Source organism: Pseudomonas chlororaphis subsp. chlororaphis, from assembly GCF_003945765.1.
Taxonomy (GTDB): domain Bacteria; phylum Pseudomonadota; class Gammaproteobacteria; order Pseudomonadales; family Pseudomonadaceae; genus Aquipseudomonas; species Aquipseudomonas chlororaphis.
In genome coordinates this window covers 3,295,873-3,316,167 of sequence record NZ_CP027712.1, presented here as the reverse complement: position 1 = coordinate 3,316,167, position 20,295 = coordinate 3,295,873, and the positions used below count along the sequence as shown (strand labels likewise).

15 protein-coding genes and 1 pseudogene are annotated in these 20,295 nt (G+C 58.8%); 11 read left to right on the top strand and 5 right to left on the bottom strand.

Translation table 11 applies throughout. The annotated features are described in order from the left end of the window. Positions 1 to 249: 249 nt before the first annotated feature. A complete protein-coding gene (locus tag C4K27_RS15235) occupies positions 250 to 1,560 on the bottom strand; it encodes an OprD family porin (protein ID WP_125738036.1) in 1,311 nt (436 codons plus the stop codon). Between the two features lie 774 nt (positions 1,561 to 2,334). On the opposite strand from C4K27_RS15235, the gene C4K27_RS15225 reads away from it, so the two are divergent. The 7 genes from C4K27_RS15225 (at position 2,335) to C4K27_RS15195 (ending at position 12,670) form a co-directional block, all read left to right on the top strand. Continuing rightward, positions 2,335 to 3,363, top strand: a complete 1,029-nt coding sequence (locus C4K27_RS15225; protein WP_053261089.1) for an NAD-dependent epimerase/dehydratase family protein — start codon at positions 2,335 to 2,337, stop codon at positions 3,361 to 3,363. Between the two features lie 332 nt (positions 3,364 to 3,695). Beyond that, positions 3,696 to 5,744 carry a type VI secretion system Vgr family protein gene (locus C4K27_RS15220; RefSeq protein WP_053261088.1) on the top strand — a complete coding sequence of 683 codons (2,049 nt, stop codon included), beginning with the start codon at positions 3,696 to 3,698 and terminating at the stop codon, positions 5,742 to 5,744. Continuing rightward, positions 5,735 to 6,580 (top strand): DUF4123 domain-containing protein, encoded by an 846-nt coding sequence (locus C4K27_RS15215; protein ID WP_053261087.1) that lies wholly within the window; start codon positions 5,735 to 5,737, stop codon positions 6,578 to 6,580. The genes C4K27_RS15220 and C4K27_RS15215 overlap by 10 nt, the downstream gene beginning before the upstream one ends. 50 nt (positions 6,581 to 6,630) lie before the next feature. After that, the gene (locus tag C4K27_RS15210; RefSeq protein WP_053261086.1) at positions 6,631 to 10,194 is read left to right on the top strand and encodes a LysM peptidoglycan-binding domain-containing protein; all 3,564 of its coding nucleotides are present in this window, start codon (positions 6,631 to 6,633) and stop codon (positions 10,192 to 10,194) included. Next, positions 10,191 to 11,180, top strand: coding sequence for a tetratricopeptide repeat protein (locus tag C4K27_RS15205; protein WP_081002281.1), 990 nt, complete (start codon positions 10,191 to 10,193; stop codon positions 11,178 to 11,180). The genes C4K27_RS15210 and C4K27_RS15205 overlap by 4 nt, the downstream gene beginning before the upstream one ends. Positions 11,181 to 11,187: 7 nt before the next feature. Beyond that, positions 11,188 to 12,159 (top strand): tetratricopeptide repeat protein, encoded by a 972-nt coding sequence (locus tag C4K27_RS15200; protein ID WP_081002280.1) that lies wholly within the window; start codon positions 11,188 to 11,190, stop codon positions 12,157 to 12,159. Positions 12,160 to 12,409: 250 nt separating this feature from the next. Beyond that, positions 12,410 to 12,670 carry a DUF2790 domain-containing protein gene (locus C4K27_RS15195; RefSeq protein ID WP_053261085.1) on the top strand — a complete coding sequence of 87 codons (261 nt, stop codon included), beginning with the start codon at positions 12,410 to 12,412 and terminating at the stop codon, positions 12,668 to 12,670. Between the two features lie 162 nt (positions 12,671 to 12,832). On the opposite strand, the gene C4K27_RS15190 is transcribed toward C4K27_RS15195, so the two are convergent. After that, complete coding sequence (locus C4K27_RS15190; protein WP_053261084.1) at positions 12,833 to 13,102, bottom strand: DUF1652 domain-containing protein; 270 nt, start codon at positions 13,100 to 13,102, stop codon at positions 12,833 to 12,835. A gap of 494 nt (positions 13,103 to 13,596) precedes the next feature. On the opposite strand from C4K27_RS15190, the gene eco reads away from it, so the two are divergent. Continuing rightward, complete coding sequence (gene eco, locus C4K27_RS15185) at positions 13,597 to 14,079, top strand: serine protease inhibitor ecotin (protein WP_053261083.1); 483 nt, start codon at positions 13,597 to 13,599, stop codon at positions 14,077 to 14,079. 197 nt (positions 14,080 to 14,276) lie between these two features. Here eco and ilvA read toward each other — a convergent pair. Beyond that, positions 14,277 to 15,284: pseudogene (gene ilvA, locus C4K27_RS15180) on the bottom strand (threonine ammonia-lyase, biosynthetic); the annotation flags it as partial. Positions 15,285 to 15,550: 266 nt separating this feature from the next. Here ilvA and C4K27_RS15175 point away from each other — a divergent pair. Further along, positions 15,551 to 15,754: a ParD-like family protein gene (locus C4K27_RS15175; RefSeq protein ID WP_053261082.1), complete on the top strand. Its 204-nt coding sequence runs from the start codon at positions 15,551 to 15,553 to the stop codon at positions 15,752 to 15,754. Then, positions 15,751 to 16,515, top strand: coding sequence for a type I methionyl aminopeptidase (gene map, locus C4K27_RS15170; RefSeq protein ID WP_053261081.1), 765 nt, complete (start codon positions 15,751 to 15,753; stop codon positions 16,513 to 16,515). The genes C4K27_RS15175 and map overlap by 4 nt, the downstream gene beginning before the upstream one ends. 4 nt (positions 16,516 to 16,519) lie before the next feature. Here map and C4K27_RS15165 read toward each other — a convergent pair whose 3' ends face one another. Together C4K27_RS15165 and C4K27_RS15160 are read right to left on the bottom strand one after the other, a co-directional pair. Continuing rightward, the gene (locus C4K27_RS15165; RefSeq protein WP_053261080.1) at positions 16,520 to 17,461 is read right to left on the bottom strand and encodes a magnesium transporter CorA family protein; all 942 of its coding nucleotides are present in this window, start codon (positions 17,459 to 17,461) and stop codon (positions 16,520 to 16,522) included. A gap of 7 nt (positions 17,462 to 17,468) precedes the next feature. After that, positions 17,469 to 18,971: a RimK family ATP-grasp domain-containing protein gene (locus C4K27_RS15160; RefSeq protein WP_164523765.1), complete on the bottom strand. Its 1,503-nt coding sequence runs from the start codon at positions 18,969 to 18,971 to the stop codon at positions 17,469 to 17,471. Positions 18,972 to 19,147: 176 nt separating this feature from the next. Between C4K27_RS15160 and rimI the strand changes: the two genes are divergently transcribed. Continuing rightward, positions 19,148 to 20,254, top strand: a complete 1,107-nt coding sequence (rimI, locus tag C4K27_RS15155) for a ribosomal protein S18-alanine N-acetyltransferase (RefSeq protein WP_053261078.1) — start codon at positions 19,148 to 19,150, stop codon at positions 20,252 to 20,254. Positions 20,255 to 20,295: the final 41 nt, after the last annotated feature.

Below are 20,295 nucleotides of genomic sequence, written 5' to 3'. Positions count from 1 at the left end.
GCGATCGGCTGCGAAGCAGTCGTAAACCAACCGATTCGTTCATCCAGACAGATCGCAGATTCAGAATTAGCGGTCGCTACGTCGAAATGCCACCCAAACCGATCGCAGCCTCGCAAGCTCGGCAGCGGCTACACAGACACCGCAAACCTTGTAGCCGCTGGCGCAGCCTGCGATCGGGCGCGCAGCGGCCGCAAAGCCTGCCAATGCGTTTCTCCAGACAGATCGCGGATTCAGCTTCCGGCAGCGCCATCAGAGAATCGAGAAGTTGTAGCTGACGATCAGCCGCGTCTCGTCCACGTCCCGCGCGTATTTTTCGTAGTTGCTGCGGTAGGTGGCGTTACGCAAGCGCAGGCTGACGTCCTTGAAGGTGCCGCTCTGCACCACGTACTTGAGTTCGCTGTCGCGTTCCCACTCGCGGCCTTCCTGGTCGCTGCCCGGGACCTTGATATGGTCGCCGCTGACATAGCGGGTCAGGAAGCTCAGGCCGTTGATGCCGATGGCCTTGAAGTCATAGTCGTAGCGCAACTGCCAGGAACGCTCCTGGGCGGCGGCGAAGTCGTTGACCTGCACATAGTTGACCAGGTACGGGTTGCTGCCATCGAGGTATGGCATCGAGTTGTCGCCGTTCATGCGCTGCCAGCCAGCGCTGAAGGTATGGCCGTCGATGGCGTAGCCGAGCATGCTGCTCAAGGCGCGGTTATCGATGGAGCCAGCGCGCTCAGCGCCGCTGTCGGCGCTCTTGAGCAGGCGCAGGTCAGCCTTGAGCACGCCCTGGCCCAGCGGCTGGTTGGCCAGCAGGCCGATGAAGTGCTGGCGGTAGATGTCCTCCAGCTCCGCGTAGTGATACTGGCCGGTCAGGCGGTCGTTGAACTTGTAGTCGATGCCGTACATGTCGAAATGGTCGGCGGTAACGTTGCAGGCATAGCGTTTGTTCTTGCAGTGCACGCGGATGTCCTGGGCGTCCGTGGAGTCCCGGGCGGTGTACTTGTCCAGCCGCGCGGCCGTGAACGTCAGGTCCTTGATCTCTTTGGAGGTGAGCATGGCGCCGTTGAACATAGTCGGCAGCAGGCGCCCGTCGTTGTACTTGAGCAGCGGCAAGTCCGGCAGCAGCGCGCCGTACTTGAGCACACTCTGCGACAGGCGCACCTTGGCGGTCAGGCCGAGCTTGGCGTATTGGTCCTTGGAACCCCGCGGGTCCTGGCCGCTGGACGGCAGCAGGCCGCTGTTGCTGCGGTCGGGGCTGGAATCGAGCTTGAAGCCGAGCATGCCCAGCGCGTCGATACCAAAGCCGACGGTGCCTTCGGTGTAGCCCGATTGCAGGTTGAGAATGAACCCTTGCGCCGACTCTTCGCGCTTGGAGGCACCCTGATCGTTGCTGGTATGGCCGTCGCGGAAGTCACGGTTGAAGTAGATAGTGCGCGACTCGAGCTTGGCGCTGCTGTCTTCGAAGAAACCCGCGGCCTCGGCCTGGGCGGTAAAACCCGCGCACAGGCACAGGGCGCCGAGGCCCACCGTTGGATAACGCAGTGGTCGGAATGAGTGCAGCAAAGGGAAAGGCATGAAAGGCTCCAGCTGTGCATCGGTAACGCGGACGAAAGAAAGGCAATAGCAATCCATCTGGCGAATCGTTTCTGGCCAGGTGAATTGATCAAATCAATGTTGATCGCAAATGATGGCAGATGGCTTTGACGGGCTACACCCGACTTTAGTCTGAAGCTGCTACAGCCTTTGGCCCTGAGCGCCCTCCTTCAACGCGCTGCCCTCGCCTCGAATAAAGCGATCATTTCCAACACTCTTTGCCTTTCTCCAGGCTCTTGGCCAAGGCGCTATTCATTGGGCGCTTCGAGAGGTTTTGGATCCAAGGAAGCCTGCGCCAGGATAAAAATGGCGTTTTTTTCGTTAAAACATCTACCGCTCGTCGGATTAATTTGCTCTGCCGGGTTTGTTACCCAGGAATTGCCCCAAGGCTTTCATGAGCCTTTCATTCATATTATCTAATTGATTTTAAACGGTATTATTTCTTAAATAGGGTTATACAAAACGCCTTCGTCATTTATATAACACGGCAAAACGCCAATTAACCGTCTCCGCGCTGTGGTAGTGTCAAAAAAAGAACGCGAAAAGGACTTGCACCTATTCAGTTCTTTAAAAAGTGAGCCATGAAACTCACGCATTACCCATCACGGATGAGGTTCCTCCCTTGGATGTCAGCGTTTTTGGTACCGGCCATGTCGGCCTGGTACAAGCAGTCGCCCTCGCCATCGCGCGGGACATCGCTCGCCTGTGTCCCCCGGGCAGTGGCTTGCCCTGGCACGTACCGGGGGCGCTCTGCGCATGAATATCCTGATCACCGGGGCCGCCGGCTTCATCGGCGCCCATACCGCACTGCGTTTGCTCAAGGATGGGCATCAGGTCACCGGGCTGGATAATTTCAACGACTACTACGACCCGCAACTCAAACGCGACCGGGTGCGCTGGGTGGAGCAGCAGGTGGGACAGTTCCCGCTGTACCGCCTCGACCTCGGCGATACCGAAGCCCTCGACCGGCTGTTCGCCCAGGTTCGCCCGCAGGTGGTGATCAACCTGGCGGCCCAGGCCGGGGGACGTTATTCCCTGGAAAACCCCAAGGCTTACCTGGACAACAACCTCGGCGGCTTTCTCAACCTGCTGGAAATGTGCCGGCGCTATCCGCCCGAACACCTGATTTACGCGTCGTCCAGTTCGGTGTACGGCGCCAACCATCAACTGCCGCACAAGGCCAGCGACACCGCGGACCATCCGCTGTCGCTGTACGCCGCGAGCAAAAGGGCCAACGAGCTGATGGCCCATAGCTACAGCCATCTGTTCGACATGCCGGCCACCGGCCTGCGCTTCTTTACCGTATATGGCCCCTGGGGACGCCCGGACATGTCGCCGGTGCTGTTCGCCCGGGCCATCTGCGAAGGCCGTCCGCTGAAGCTGTTCAACTACGGTATGCACCAGCGCGACTTCACCTATATCGACGACCTGGTCGAATCCCTGGTTCGCCTGCTGGGCAAGCCACCGGTGCGCAACCCCTTGTGGAACCGCGAACACCCCGACCCCGCCACCAGCATGGCGCCCTGGCGTCTGTTCAATATCGGCGGGCAACGTTCGGTGGAGCTCAAGGACTACGTCGCCACCCTGGAGCAACTGCTCGGGCGCAAGGCACAGGTCGAGTACCTGCCGTTGCAGCCCGGCACCGTGCTGAACACCTGCGCCGATGCCAGCGCCCTGGAGAACGTCACCGGCTTCGGCCCGCAGGTCCCCCTGGCCGAGGGCCTGGGGCGCTTTGTCGATTGGTTCCAGAGCTACTACCGGCCGCCGTTGCCCCCGCGTTCCTGACGCGACAACGACCTGCCCCCGGCGACAGCCTGTGTCGCCCTTGCGGGCCAGCTGGCCGACGGCAATTGCGGCGCTGACTCGCTGCTCGAAGGCCCGTCGCCGGCCCGCGTCGCCACGGGAATCCCTGAGCGACCATCGGCGTATCCCTTACAGCCAACTCCGCTGATGCCTGTAGGGCGTTAGCCGGATGGGTTGTCAGGCATAAGTAATGGTTATCGCGGACATTTCTGAATGTTCCGGCGGGCGGAAAGCCGCGGCCGCCTCGGCTTGAATCGACCGGCTTATTCCTGCACCATCCGCCCCCTGCTTATTCAATGGATGGATTTCACGGCATGCTGGATGCTAACGCTACCCATATTTCCCTGACGATCGAAGGCGCCTCGGTCGACCTTCAGGTCCTCAGTTTCGTTGGCCGCGAAGCCCTCAATCAACCCTTCTGCTTCGATATCGAACTGGTCAGCGCGCGTCCCGACCTCAAGCTCGAAGAACTCCTGCACAAGCCGGCCTGCCTGACCTTTGGCGCGACCGGTAAAGGCCTGATCCACGGCCTGGTGTACCGCATCGCCCAGGGCGATTCCGGGCGCAAGCTGACCCGCTACAGCATCAGCCTGACCCCACAGCTCAACTACCTGCGCCACAACTTCAACCAGAAGATCTACCAGCACCTCAGCGTGCCGAAGATCATCGCCCAGGTCCTCGAGGCCCGCGGCATCCTGGCCGACGCCTACAGTTTCCAGCTCGGCGCCACCTACCCGGAGCGGGTCTACTGCACCCAGTACGACGAATCCGACCTGCACTTCATCCAGCGCTTGTGTGAAGAAGAAGGCATTCACTTCCACTTCCAGCACAGCGCCAGCGGCCACAAGCTGGTGTTCGGCGACGACCAGACGGTGTTCCGCAAGCTGGCGGCGGTGAACTACCAGCAGGACTCGGGCATGGCCGCCGAACAGCCGGTGATCAAGCGCTTCAACCTGCGCCTGGAAACCCGCACCAGCCGCGTCAGCCGCCGCGACTATGACTTCGAGAAGCCGAGCCTGCTGCCCGAGGGCGCGGCCAAGTCCGAATTCATGCCAGACCTGGAAGACTACGACTACCCCGGCCTGTTCACCCAGCAGGTCCGCGGCAAGCAACTGGCGACCCGCGCCCTGGAACGCCATCGCAGCGACTACCGGCTGGCCGAAGGCAAAGGCGACGAGCCGAGCCTGGTCAGCGGCCACTTCCTGACTCTGGCCGCCCACCCGCGCAGCGAATGGAACGACCTGTGGCTGCTGCTGGAGGTGATCCACGAAGGCAAGCAGCCGCAAGTGCTGGGCGAGAACATCACCAGCGACGTCACCAGCAACAAGGACGACTTCCACCAGGGCTACCGCAACCGCTTCCTCGCCACGCCCTGGGACGCCCACTACCGCCCGCCGCTGGAACACCCGAAACCCAAGTCCCTGGGCAGCCAGACCGCGGTGGTCACCGGGCCCAAGGGCGAAGAAATCCATTGCGACCAATACGGCCGGATCAAGGTGCAGTTCCACTGGGACCGCGACGGCCAGGCCGACGACAACACCTCCTGCTGGGTCCGCGTCGCCAGCGGCTGGGCCGGCAAGGCCTACGGCGGCATCGCCATCCCGCGGATCGGCATGGAAGTACTGGTGACCTTCCTCGAAGGCGACCCCGACCAGCCCCTGGTCACCGGCTGCCTGTACCACAAGGAAAACCTGGTCCCCTACGACCTGCCGGCGAACAAGACCCGCAGCACCTTCAAGACCCTCAGCTCGCCGGGCGGCAAGGGCTACAACGAACTGCGCATCGAAGACAAGAAAGGCGCCGAACAGATCTACCTGCACGCCCAGCGCGACTGGGACGAAAACGTCGAGCACGACCAGCGGATCCGCGTCGGCAACCAACGCCACGACACGGTCGAAGCCAACACCCTCACCGAACTCAAGGCCGAGGAGCACCGCATCACCCACCTCGACCGCAAAAGCGAAATCCGCGCCAACGACCACCTCACCGTGGCCGTCACCCAGCACGCCAACATCGGCACCGCGCAATTCGTCGAAGCCGGCCAGGAAATCCACTACAAGACCGGAAACATCGTGGTTCTGGAAGCCGGCGCCGAACTCACCGCCAAGGCCGGGGGCAGCTTTGTGAAGCTCGATGCTGGTGGCGTGACCATCAGCGGGGCCGACGTGAAGATCAACTCCGGCGGCGCGCCGGGCGTGGGTACGCCAGCGGCGCCGCTGTTGCCGGGCCCCTTGAAACTCGCCGATAACGACAAGGCCGGCAAAGTCCCGCTGCCCAGCCGCCTCAACGAGTCGGGCATCACCCCGCTGTGCGGAAAACAGAGCAACGGCGCCTGCAGCCGTAAGGATTGCACATGCATGTAAACGCCATGAACGCCCTGCTGACCGCACCGCGTTATGCCTTCGAGCAACTGCCCCGCGAGGGCTCCAGCCAGAGCCTGTACTTCATCATCGATCGCGGCCGCCAGCCCGAGGCCATATCGATCCTGTATCGCGTCGGCGAGCCGATGAACACCCAGCCGCTGTTCGGCAATACCGACTTGGCCGAGCTGGCCAGCGAAGGCCCACTATGGCTGGTCGCCCCCTGGGGCAGTCGCCTGGCCGCCGAAGCCGCGCGCCTGTGCGCAGAGAACGGCGCCGGCATCGCCCTCACCGCCGAGGATCCCGCCAAGGCCCTGGCTCACGCCCGCTGGCTGCTGAAGGCCAATGACGGCTCCGGCGGCCAGAGCCTGCTGAGCTATCACAAGGCCAGCCTATGGGCCGCCCTGGTCTATACCGCCGGCGACACCGCGAATCAGCTGTTCGGCCCCTGGCAGAACGTCTACAGCCCTGCCCCGCGCAATTTCGGCCCACAGAATGGCCACTGGCTGGCCTGGAGCGCCGACGCCCAGCAGCCCTGGAACGCCGATGGACCAGCCTTCAACCTCCCCGCCGACACTGCCAGGGTCCAGGCACGCCTGGGCTGGGTGTACTGGGTCGACGAGCAATACGCCGCCTTCGGCGAACCCGAGGATGAACGCCTGCCAGACATCACCGAGAACCTCGACGTGCTGCTGGAACACCAGATTTATGAAGGCCGGCATTTGCTCAAGCTGGCCCCGGTGGTCAATGGGCCACTGTTTAAAACCCGGCCAACGACGATGGCAATTCTGCAATCCAAGGATGACTCGTTCATCAAGGTCGAACGGCTGATGCAATAGGCATTGGTCGTCCCTCGATGAACCCGACGTAACAACAGAACGGAAGCACCATGGAAATCACCAATCACCTGGTTAAAACTGGCGAAACCCTTAGCCAGATTGCCTCTCGCTACAACGCCACTGTTGCGCAACTGCGACAACTCAACCCTTTCATCAGTAACCCAGGCAACATCAAGGCTGGCTGGAACCTCAGCGTTCCCAAGAGCGCCCAGGCACCGGCCGCCGGCGCGCCAGTCAAAAGTACCGCAAGCGCCACAACATCCTCCGCCGCTCAGCCTGCCCCGGCCAAGGCCGCGCCTGATTCCGCCTGCATCAAGCTCAGTGCGGAGAAGGACTTCTCAAAAACCTGCGATGAGAATTTCGTAAAACACGCGCCACCCTGTTCGAAAATCTACGCCAATGCCATTTATGCGACGGATGAACAACAATTCTGGTTGCTGCCGGAACGTGCCAGCGCATCGATGAAGGAGGCCATGTACACCCTGGAGAAGCAGATATCTCCGAGCAAATCGAATGTGGAGCGAATCAAGGGGCTGGATGAAAGTGGCCTGCTGAGTTACTTCCTCGAGCCAAAGCTGGGCGGTTTTCTCGAGGATGCAGAGCGTGAGCGCATGGAGGCAATCGAGAAGGAGGAACCCAATATCGACATGGACCCTGCCATGGCCCTACGCTCCAGAAGCGAGAAAGCCCAGGCCGGGGAAAAGTCCGAACCGGAAGCGCCCAAGGCCGACACCCAGAAATCCCGTATCGACCAATACATGATCGATGAAAATGCTCGGAACCAGATAAGAACCGAGTACGACAACTTCTACACACTGCGCAAAGAGTGGTGTGTGCTCAGGGATAAAGCCATCGCCATCGCCAAGGAGCAGGGATACACCTACGAGAGCGGTACGCTGTTTTCCGAAAAGGCTATCGAAGCCCGCGCACGGGTGCAGAACTACCTGGAAAAACGCAAGGCTGTGTTCAAGAAGTTCGATAGCAAGGCCGCCACCGAATACTCCCCGGAAGAAATCGCCAAACTGCTGGCAGAAGACAAGCAAAAACGCGAAGCCCTGCAATGCTGTGTGGCCGAAGGCCAAGGGGACCTGCATACCTATTTCGTCTGGAAACAGGAAAACGCCGGCAAGTTCGCTTACTACGAATACACCGACGCCATCATGAAGGTCGCGGAGTACGGTATCGCATTACCGGAATTCGCCTTGATCGACGACGGGTTGGCGACTGGCATCCAGCAATTCCGGTTGTATCTGGAGACGGAGAAAAAACAATCGGAAGTCAATGATCGTCTGCGTGAGAAGTATCGCCGCTGGATCGAAGCGACCGGCCAGAATGCTCAGGCACCGGCCGGCCTGGTGGAAAAAGAGCGGGCCGAATGGGATCGCTTGCAACTCATAAAAGAGGGATTGCATAAAAAGGCTCAAGCAAAACTGGCCAAGCCCCCTAGTCTTCACCTGCTCTGGGAACCGGAGCAGTTTCAACCGCAACCCGTCGATCGCCTGGTCAAGGCCGGTTTTCCTCTTCGGGAAGTCAGCAGAATCGATGCCAAGGGCAATCCGCTGAGCTGGTTCAGCCTTCTGGACCTGGATGGCATGGGGAAGATCATCAAGAACGATCTGCAAAAGGCAGGCAAGAAAGTCCTGAGCAGTGTGCCAAAAAATGGCAGTGGTGGCGCAGCCAAGGACAGCGCCCAAAAGGTCTTTGGGCAATGGCTCGAATCCCAAGGGGCGCACAAGATCGACGATCAGGCCGGAGACTGGTTCGACAGCAATGGCTGGTTCGACATCGAGGCGTTCTACAAGTACCTGACAAAGGAAGGCTACAAGGTCACCCAGCTGGAAGACGCCGGCGCTCGCAAAGGCTGGGGCGAACACCTGAAACAGGTGGTATTCAAAAAGAGTGTGCGGGGTTCGGCGAGGTTGTTCGATAAAAGCCCTCAGGCGCAATTTGTCCGCTGCCTCACCCCGCCACAGGCAAAACTGCATGGTGAAACGAAGTTTGAAGGGCCCTCCTTCAGTGCCGCCGAAGGATTTCAGGCCTCGGCCAGCGTGTCATTGAGCTATGACCTGGCTCGTGGGGAAGTGGAACTGATGAAGGTCGACATGCCGGCCCGGGAGAAAGCCCGGGACCTCACCGTCGAATATTTCATCGTTGGCAACCCTCAAGCCCAGAGCATGAATTTTGGTCGTTTCTCTTTCCACTTCGGAGCCAGAGCCTGGGGCTACGCGGGTGCCTCCCTGATGCTCGCCGGTAGCATCGAGTTGAACCCGATATTCGGCAATGCCAAATACGGCGCCAACCTCAGCCCGATCAAGCCCGTGCAGCGTGAAGACGCCGAAGCCAAGGCCGAGCGAGCAGACCATGAAAAGCTCAAAGCCGACAAAGCGGCCAAGAACGACAATAGCCCTACCCCGGACCTGCAGTACAAATCCGAGGCACTCACCAGCGTAGACACCAAGACTTCCGATCAGGTGCTGACCGGGCGCAAGGCCAAGGTGCAGATTGAAAATGGCGCCAAGGCCAACTTCAATCTGTTCGCCGGTGTCCAGGCTGCTATCGAGTTGACTGGCGCCCTGAACTGGTCGCCACCCAAGGCCTTGGCAGCACTGCGTACGCCGCCTGCCACTGGCATAAACAGCAGTAAGGAGGCTACCGCTGCCAGCCAATGGCTGACCCTGGCCAAATTGAACGGCTCGGTCGGTGTCGCCGCTGGTGTAGGCTTCAAAGGCGATGCCCAGATATCCCTGGATAAAGGTCGCTTTATTCTCAACCTGAAAGCTGCCGTGGTACTGGGACCGGGCGCGAGCGGCGCCTTCAAGCTCGAAGTGGGTTACGAAGCAGTGGTCGAAATCGTCAACCTCTATCGCCGCGAACTCTACAAGACACAAGGCGCGCAAATCTCCTGGATAGACCCCAAGGCCGCCGAACAAGCCTCCATGCTCAACGTGCTGGGAGCCGCAGGTTTGGATGTGGCGCTGGTTTACATGATGGGACTGGAGGTCATCCTGAGCCTTTACGATGCCATGACCAGTGGTGGTAAGGGTGGGCCGATTGCTGATGCGATTATTGAATATCAGAATCAGGAAGAGCTCGAGAAATGGTTTATTGAAGCCACTCCCGCGGCATTGGGGCCGATTTTGATGACGTTAACTTCTGAACCGGAAAAGTTCTCAATAGTTACACCAGAAGCAGATGACACAGGAAATGTCACAACAAAGACAAGAACCTATACTAAGGAACTATCCCATGCAACTCAGCAAAAAGCCGTTGAGCGGATTCTATCTTGGATAGTAAAAAACTCAAAAAAGAATGGAAAAATAGCACTTGCTCAAAAACAGTTTGAAGATGCCTGCAGGTGCATGAATAAATTTGGAACAACGCCCAAAGATATAGGGCAGAAATACTGTGAGAACCGTCACAAATTAGATGCATTCATGTCCGACCCCGTTCTTAGAATGAGTGATCGTAGTACAGATTTATCCCGCGAGCGTTATAAAGAGGCCGTATCATTGCTAGGCGCACGCCTAAACGGATCTTGCAAAGTCACCGTATCCCATAGGGCTTATGTACCTATGACTACTGTAAAGTATATTGGCGCCAAAGAGGGCTCATGATGAAAATCCGAAAAATAGGCGAAGCCTGGATTTATTTTCTATTACTAACTGCATGCATCAGCGCTAACGCAGCTATTCCCATAGAGAAAAAAAAAGCCAAAGACACAGGGATAGAACTTTACAACCAATTCAAAGCAATCTCCGCAGTTCCATACTTAAGAATTGCAGCAGAAGGTGGCGATGATGATGCTCAATACTATTTGGGAGAGGCAATAAGAAAGAACAAACGCTACATTGATGAAGAGGCTCAACAAGCCTACCAAGCCGCCGCAAGGCAAGGAAATGTTTATGCAATGATCCGGCTAACTCAGGTTGACAGCGATCTCTGTACGGCAATGAGCAATTGTCCAAAATCAGAAAAAACTCCAAAAGAATGGTTGGAGTTAGCTAAAAGTACAGCAAGCATGGGAGCATCACAAAAAAATGGGGAGTCGATGTATTTGATGTATGAACTCTCCGGCGATAAGGCATGGCTCAAAAAATCAGCTGAGAATAATTTTCCGTTAGCACAATATTTACTTGCTACAGATTATAAAGAAGGCTCTGGATTTTTTCTGTCTCCTTCCGGCCGTGCAGATGAAGTTGAGCGTTGGATGAAAGCTTCTGCAGAGGGAGGATATCCCAGAGGCATGACTCACTTTGCAGCGGTTCTCTATGATAGAAAAGATCTAGAAGGTTTCAGAAAGTGGACCGAGAAGGCCGCGGAGACAGGATATGCCGAGGGTATATTTGGCTATGGGTATTACCTTTCAGGCAAATATCCGGAATATGGCTTTCCCGTGGATCTGGTGAAGTCCTATGCTTTGCTTTCGCTACTTCTTGAGCTTGATGGTGGTGGCACCGCCAAAGATGATGCCGAATATGTTCTTCCTAAAATAAAGGAGAAAATGACACCACTTCAGATAGTTGAAGCAGAGAAAATGTCGTCTGTTTGGAAAGCATCACACCCACCCCTTTCTTTTTTTCCTTTCAAGCTGAGTCGTTGATTGCACCATGAGAGTTCCCCCCATTATTGCCGGTCTCTTTTTGGTGCTTTTTATCACTCAAGCTAATGCACAATTATCTGCAGAGCAGCAGATCGCCAAAGATCGAGGGCGGATTCTCTACAATCAATATAAAGTCGCAAAACCCGAACTAACAATCGCTGCAAAAGCAGGTGATCGAGAATCTCAGTATTATTTGGCGGAAGAGTTAAGAAAGGAAAATCAATACATTACAACGGAGGCACATCAATGGTATGTAGCCTCTGCCGAGCAAGGAGACTACTACGCAATGTTCCGCCTGGCCACCGCTCAGTCTGACTTGTGCAGTGTAATGAAAAACTGTCCAAGCGGAACCAGGACTTCCGAGGATTGGCTAAAACTGCTTTGGCAAACCGTTGAACCACTAGTGCAAAATGGTGACGGTGAAGCGATGGCTGTCATGTACAGCACAAAAGCAGACCTGGAATGGTTAAAAAAATCTGCTTCCACTGGTTATGCTCCTGCACAAAGATTGTTGGCCAATAGGTATAAAGAAGGAAAAGGCTTTTTTGTTTTTCCTTGGACGCGCTCACAAGCTACCGAAAATTTATTAAAGCAAGCTGCCGAAGGCGGTAGCCCTAAGGCAATGATGGAGTACTTTGGGCTACTAAGAGCCAAAAATGATTTGGCTGAAGCTCGTTACTGGCTAGAGCGCGCAGCTGAAACCGGTTATGAAAGTGGTGTCTACGCTTATGGATATTTCTTAGCAGTAGAACCTGACGCTTTAGGCTTTAAAGCAAACATTGTTAAGGGGTACGCTCTAATATCTCTTTTAAAAGAACTGGACGGCGGCGGTGGAGTATTGAAGTTCGTAGATTTGGTTTTGCCTGAAATAGAGTCAAGGATGACGGTCTTGCAAATTACCGAGGCTGAAAAATTCTCTTCCGAATGGAAGAAAACCCATCCTCCGCTCTCGTTCTTTCCTCCAAAACTGGGTTTTTAGTGGCTCGTTCCCCCGAAGTGGCAACTCGCGAAGCAACAGGAGCTGAACTCCATAATCAGTTCAATGCCATTTGCCCCCTTCTCTCGCCCACCCGCTATCCGCAGCACGTCCCACAAAAGCCATTAGCCCCTTACTTAATCTCCGATTAATCCCGCCGCCCAAAACTGTACGTGACCGCGCAGCGCAGAATCCCCTGTCGCCCTCCGCGGCGCGCTCGATGCGGTTTTGTCGGGCTTATCGGAGAACGCTCATGAACATGCGTATTTTGCTGGTCGGGGCCCTGGCGTTTGTCGGGGTCGTGGGTGTGACTCAGGCGGACACGGCCCAGGTGCAGCCGGTGCCTTATCACTATGGCATGCCGCTGAAGGTGGCCAAGGTGGTGTCGATGACCGAGCCCGCGACGCCGGAGTGCAAGGTGGTCACCGCGGACATGACCTTTATCGACAAGGCGGGCAAGCTGGAAGCCATCAGTTACCGCAAGCTGTCGGACGCTTGCAGTTATCAGAACTGAGGACTGCCCTGCTCTACCGCGGTCACGCGCAGGATTGTCTCGATTGCAGGCGGTCCCGCGAGATTCGGGTAGGGGTTCTGTTAGCGGTGAAGGTCGAGGTTGCGCCTGGCCCGGAGGTTATCCAGGCCAGGCAAGCAACACAGGCATTGGCAAAGCCGCCGATCAATGAACCCTGGACTTGAGGGCGATGGGCTGGCTTCCCGGATGGTTCGCCAGGTCGTAGCGCAACTCGGCGATCAAATCGTTGATTTCCCGGCAGCCGTTGAGGCTCGCCGCATCGATACCGGTGACCACCAGGTCCACGCGGTCGGTTTCATGGTCGCCATAGACTTTCACGGTCATGTGCAGGTCGGGGCTCAGGGTGCACTCGCAGCGTTTGGGCAGGAAGCTGCATTCAATGATATTGCGCAGTTCCAAGGCAGATAAGAACATGGCAGATCTCTCCGTTGGTGCAGTGGCCATTCAATGATGGCAAGAATATCGTCTCGGGATTCCACCCCCGAAATACGGCGTATGGCGTGACTAAACCTCCCTGGAAGAGAAAGCCAATTCCTAGACTAGGCCGTATTTGCGCTTCTACTAAATTCTATTTTGCTCTGAGTAGTGGGCTTTTTTCACGTGATGCCCCAATACCTCCTGACCTCTTGCGAACGGGTGCGGCCGACTTCTCGCTGATAGTGAATGGAGCATTAAGCGTGCCGTCTTCGTACTCATTGTCATGCCGTGATAAATCATCGGGTTGTAAAGCACCATCGGAGGACCGCGTCGTGCAGATTGCCGGATTTGCCGTTGGTCACCCGGCAATTTGCCGGAGCGAAATGGCCACGGTTTGCATGACCGGACCTTCCCCAGTCAAACTGCCCGGCGTTTCAAGCAAACGGCTCCCTCCATTGGGAGAGCCGTCGATCAACCTGCAAGGAGGCCTTATGCGCTTTTTTCCTGTTTCCACCGCCATCGCTGTGCTGTTGAGCGGTATTTCCACCCTGAGCCATGCGGCCAAACTCGAAGACGTGGCGCCCTACCCCAAGGCTGAAGAAGGTTTTGTGCGTCAGGTGATCCATCTGCCCAAGCAGGCCAAGGAAGAGGACTTCAAGGTCGAGGTCCTGGCCGGCAAGACCCTGACCGTCGACTGCAACCGTCAGCGCCTGGGTGGCACCCTGGAAGAGAAGAACCTGGAAGGCTGGGGTTACCCCTACTACCGCCTGGACAAGGTCAGCGGACCGATGAGCACCTTGATGGCCTGCCCCGAGGGCACCAGCAAGCAGGCGTTCGTGCCGGTGGTCGGCGAAGGCTTCGTGCTGCGCTACAACAGCAAGCTGCCAATCGTGATCTACGCCCCCAAGGACGTCGAAGTGCGCTACCGCCTGTGGTCCGCCGCGGACAAGGTCGAGAAGGCCCGCGCGGAATAACCTGCGCAGCGGTTACATCGCAGGTGATGGAGCCGCTGCCGCAGGCTGCGATCGGTTTGCGCGGCACTCCGACGCAGTAGCCGCCAGGCCAGGCAAGGCGGTGCATCAGTGGTTCGGCTGGCGAGTGCTTCGTGCTCGTGCGCAGGCTTCGCCAGCGGCTCCAGAGCCCTGCTCCCTTCTTATACCAGCGCCACCGCGCCCAAGGCCGCGCGTTCGGCCACCTGCCCCAGGCGATCGAAGTTGATGTTGGCCCCGGAATCGATGGCCACCAGGGTTTCGCCCTGTACGCCGCTGCGGGCCACGTACTGCTTGATCCCGGCCACCGCCAGCGCCCCCGACGGCTCGGTGATGGAACGGGTGTCGTCGTAGATGTCCTTCATCGCGCAGCAGAGCTCGTCGTTGCTGACCGTGATCACCTCATCGACCAGCGCTCGGCACAACTCGAAACAATGGGCGCCGACCTGCGCCACGGCAACGCCGTCGGCGAAGGTGCCGACGCTAGGCAGCACCACCCTTTCCCCAGCCCGCAACGCCTGCTGCAGACAGTTGGAGTGCTCGGACTCGACGCCGACGATGCGCACCTCGGGCCGCAGGTATTTCACATAGGCCGCGATGCCGGCGATCAATCCGCCACCGCCCACCGGCACGAAGATCGCGTCCAGACGCCCGGAGTACTGACGCAAAATCTCCATGCCCACCGTGCCCTGCCCGGCGATCACGTCCGGGTCGTCGAAGGGCGAGACGAAGGTCTGGCCGCTGCCCTCGGCCAATTGCAGGGCATGGGCCAGGGCAAAGGGAAAACTCTCGCCCTGCAGCACCGCCTCGGCGCCGCGGCTGCTGACGCCCTGCACCTTCAGCTGCGGCGTGGTGGAAGGCATGACGATGGTCGCCTTGATCCCCAGCTCCCGCGCCGCCAGCGCCACGCCCTGAGCGTGATTGCCGGCGGAGGCGGTGATTACCCCACGGCGCTTTTGCTCGTCGCTGAGTTGCACCAGCTTGTTGTAGGCGCCGCGGATCTTGAAGGAAAAGGTCGGTTGCAGGTCCTCGCGCTTGAGCAGCACCTGGTTGCCCAGCGCCGCCGACAGGGCCGGAGCGGGCTGCAATGGCGTGCGCACCGCCAGGTCGTAGACCGGCGCCGCGAGAATCTTCTTCACGTAGTGCTCAAGCAGGTCCAGTTGCGTGTCGGGCTCGGCGGGATGGTTCATACGGCTCTCCTGGCTGTGTTGAAAGCCCCGGAGACAGAAAGAAAAAACCCGCCTCTAGGGCGGGTTGGGTGCAGTGTCAGACCCGCCAATCAGGAATGGCGGTAATAATGCTTGGCTGGGAACGCAATGCGGAAAAAGTCATGGCGAGGAAATTAACCGGCGGGTCGCTGGTGCGTCAATGGTCAATGACAGGTCGAGCTATCTGCCATTTGCCTAAAAATATACGAAACGTATATGCTTCGTATATTTACCAGGACAGAAACCCCGTGGGCATCGTCAAGATTTCAGATCAACTGCATGAACAGATCCGCGTCGCCAGCGACGCCATGGATCGCTCCATCAACGCCCAGGCCGAGTTCTGGATCAAGATCGGCCTGCTGGCCGAGCTCAATCCGCACCTGGCCTACAACGACCTGATCAACAAACTGCTGCTGAACAAGACCGACCTGATCCGGGGGCGCAGCGCATGACCCAGGCCCTGATCAAGACCCCGCAACAACTGGCGCTGATGCGTGAGTCCGGGCGCCTGCTGGCGACGGTGTTCAGCTTTCTCGACGACCTGGTCGCGCCCGGCCTCTCAACCATGGAACTGGACACGGCCGTGGAGCGCTTTATCCGCCACGACCTCGGCGCCCGTCCGGCCAGCAAGGGCCAATACAATTACCCCTACTCGATCAACACCTCGATCAACGAGGTGGTGTGCCATGGCATGCCCCATGAGAAGGCCATCCTCAAGGACGGCGACATCATCAACATCGACATTACCCTGGAAAAGAACGGCTTTATCGCCGACTCCAGCAAGATGTACCTGATCGGCAATGTCAGCCCCAAGGCCCAGCGCCTGGTGAGCACCACCTTCGAGGCAATGTGGGAAGGCATCAAGGTGGTCCGCCCCGGCGCGCGCCTGGGCGATATCGGCCATGCCATCCAGAAACACGCCGAAACCCGGGGCTACAGCGTGGTGCGCGAGTACTGCGGCCATGGCATCGGCCGGCAGATGCACGAAGAGCCGCAGGTCCTGCATTTCGGCCGCCCCGGCACCGGCCTGGAGCTGCGCGAAGGCATGGTGTTCACCATCGAGCCGATGATCAACCAGGGCAGCGCCCGGGTGCGCGACCTGAAAGACGGCTGGACCGTGGTCACCCGCGACAACGGCCTGTCGGCGCAGTGGGAACACACGGTGGCGGTGACCCGCGACGGCTTTGAGGTACTGACCCTGCAACCGGCCTGAAACCTCAGGCGCACTTGCCATTGCCGCCGGCCAGGCGCCTGAGCCCGAGCACCATCCCCCCTGCCCCCAGCAGCATCGCCACGAGGAACAGCGGGTAGGCAATCCACCACGGGGTACCGGCGGTCATCATGCTGAATTCGGACATGCCGCCGATGCTGGCGATCAGGTTCAGCGGCAGGAACACCACGTTGATCAGGGTCAGTTTGCGCAACAGGCTGTTCATGTTGTTGTTCATCAGGTTGCCGCGCGCGTCGATCAGCCCGGAAAACACCGTCGAATAGATCTCCGCCTGCTTGTAGCACTGGTTGTTCTCGATGATCAGGTCGTCGATCAGGCCGACGGCCTCGGCGCTGAAGTGCGCCTTCTCGGCGTGGTTGCGCAGCCGGGTCAGCACCGCGCCGTTGCTGTGAATAGCGTTGATGTAATAGATCAGGCTTTCGCTGAGGTTGAACATCTGGATCAGGTGGCGGTTTTCCATCGAGTCGTTGAACTGCTGCTGCAACTCGCGGGCGACCATCTTGATCACCTTGAGGTGCCCCAGGTAGTGATGGATGTTGGTGGACAGCATATCCAGCAGCACATCCAGGGGGCTATTCAGGGCCTGCCGCGCGCCCAGGCCGCTGAGCTGGCTGTCGTCGTGGGCGATCACCAGCAGGCGTTGCGGGGAAAACAGCAGGCCGCAGGACGACACCTCGAACGACAGGCTGCCGCCGCCGGAGTAGTTCTCCGGGCGTTTCCAGATCAGGAACAGGTTGTCCGGGTGAAACTCGATGCGCGACACCTCGTCCGGGTCCAGCGCCGAGGCCAGGGCGTGTTCGTCGAGCTTGAAGCCGGTGCGCAGCAGATCGCGCTCGGCGGGGTCCGGGTTGCTGAACAGCATCACTTCGGCATCCAGGCGCTCCACCGATAGCAGGCGACCCTGGCTCAACTGGTAGCTCTTGATCATCGGCCGTTCACCAGGCCTGCCCGCGGCGCTTGAGTTCCAGGCGGCGGACGAACTCCTCGAGCACCAGGGAATACAGGTCGTCGCGCAGGTAGGCATCTTCGATGCCGGCGTCCAGGTTGGGGTTGTCGTTGACTTCGATCACCACCACCTTGTCGCCGGACTGCTTGAGGTCGACGCCGTACAGGCCGTCGCCAATCAGGTTAGCGGTCTTCACCGCCAGTTCCACCACCGCCCGCGGCGCCTCGTGGACCGCCAGGGTGCGGCATTCGCCGTTGATGTCCTGGCCCTTGGCCTTGTGGTTGTAGATCTGCCAATGGCCCTTGGACATGAAGTACTGGCAGGCGAAGATCGGCTTGCGGTTGAGCACGCCGATGCGCCAGTCGTACTCGGTGTAGAAAAACTCCTGGGCCAGCAGCAACACCGAATGCTCGAACAGCTCGGCGGTGGCCTGCAGCAGCGCCTGCTGGCTCTCGACCTTGATCACCCCGCGGGAGAAACAACCGTCGGGAATCTTCAGCACCAAGGGGAAACCCAAACGCTCGCCGACCCGCTCGAAGTCTTCCGGTCGTTCCTTGTAGAGAATCTCGGTGGCGGGCATGCCCAGCTGGTGGCTTTTCAGCAGATCGGTCAGGTAGACCTTGTTGGTGCAGCGCAGGATCGAGGCCGGGTCGTCCATCACCACCAGGCCCTCGCTTTCGGCCTTCTTGGCGAAGCGGTAGGTGTGGTTGTCGACGCTGGTGGTCTCGCGGATCAGCAAGGCGTCGTACTCGGCGATACGCGAGTAATCCTTCTTCTCGATCAGTTCGACGTCGATGCCCAGGCCCTTGCCGACCCGGACAAAATTCTCCAGTGCCCGGGCGTTGGAAGGCGGCAGGGCTTCCTGCGGGTCATGGAGGATTGCCAGGTCATAGCGGGCCAATCTTTTCGAGCGCGGCATGCGCCAGATCTTGCGACTGAAACCGTCCAGGGAATGGGCGAATTGATCTTCCTGGTCTTCGCGCAACTTATGTAAGGCGCCGGACTTCACGCCTTCGATATGCCAACCGTTAGTTCGTTTGAAGTCCACCAGCAATATTGGACAAGGAAAGACTTCGAATAACTGGCGTGCCAACTCCTGTAACGGTTCGATATGGGTCTTGCCGAAGTACAGGGTCAGGGTAAAACCTTCGGTATCGCTGTAAAGATGATTGCTCAGGGCCTTTTCCAGGGTTTTATCCAGGTCGTCCAGGGCCAGGCCGTAGAGCGATTTTCGGGTCAGCTCGCTGATGGTGCGCACCGAGGGAATCACCTTGTGCCCCCGCGCCTCGGCCAGCAGCGAGCAGTAGTAACCGTGGCCCAGGTACTTGTAGCTGCGGCACAGGTTGATCACCTGGACCCGCTTGCCGGGCTGGGTTTCACGGGTCTGTTCCAGGTATTCCTGAGCGCTGAGGATGTCTTCGCTGGGGAAGTAGGAGGCCCAATCTTCCTTGCGCTCGACAATAATCAGCAACTGGCTGGAAGTTTCACTCATCGCTGAAAAATAATTAACCGGAGTTATTGTCGCCGGCAGACTTTGCTCGGATACTCCACGCCAATGACCTTGTACCGCTGACATAATGTTTGATCCGCTTAAGAACAAGACCTTTTCTATTAAGCACGAACTTTTTCGAAAGTCTCGTTTCGTTACGCAACTTTTACGGCGGTTATATGGATCTTGTCTTTCGCATTGCCACACCTGAGGACTTGCCTGCTTTAGTGCGACTGGAACAGCAGTGTTTCACCACCGATCGCCTGACGGTGCGCAGCTTCCAGTGGATGATCAGCCGCGCCCATGCGTGCCTGATCGTCGCCGAGCAGGCGCAACAACTACTGGGTTATGCCCTGGTGCTGTTCCATCGCGGGACCTCCCTGGCCCGCCTGTACTCGATCGCCATCGCGGTCGAGGCCCGCGGGTCGGGCCTGGGCAAGCGCCTGCTGGAGCGGATCGAAGCCTGCGCACGGGAGCATGACTGCGCCTACCTGCGGCTTGAGGTGCGCAGCGACAACCCGACGGCCATCGCCCTGTACGAACGCAGCGGCTACCGGCGCTTCGCCGTGCTGCATGACTACTACGAGGACCACGCCGATGCCCTGCGCCTGGAAAAGCGCATCCTGCAGCATCGCGAGACCCGCACCATCCGCGTGCCCTATTACCAGCAGACCACCGACTTCACTTGCGGCCCGGCCTGCCTGCTGATGGCCATGGCCGCGCTGCAACCCGGACGCGCCCTGGAGCGCCGAGAAGAACTGCAGCTGTGGCGCGAGGCGACTACCGTGTTCATGACCTCCGGCCATGGCGGCTGCAGTCCCCAGGGACTTGCGCTGGCCGCGTGGCGCCGGGGCTTCAGGGTCAGGCTGCAGGTCAATACCCGGGGGCCGCTGTTTCTCGGCGGGGTGCGCGACGAGCATAAAAAAGACGTCATGCGCCTGGTGCATGAGGAGTTCTGCGCCCAGCTGGATAGCGGCGACGTCTTGCAGGTGCTGGGCGGCCCGCTGGACCTGCCGAAGCTGCTGGCCGACGGCGGCCAGCCCCTGGTGCTGATCAGCAGCTACCGCCTGACCCGCTCCAAGGCCCCACATTGGGTGATGGTCACCGACTGCGACGAAGACTTCGTCTACCTGCATGATCCCGATGTCGACCACAGCCAGCACCGCCAACCGATGGATTGCCAGCACCTGCCGGTGAGCCACGGCGAGTTCGCCAAGATGTGCCGTTTCGGCAGTGGCAAGCTGCAGGCGGCGGTGATCCTCTACCCGCCCGCAGTGCCTCTGTAGGAGCGAAGCTTGCTCGCGATAGCCACGAAGCGGCGATTCAT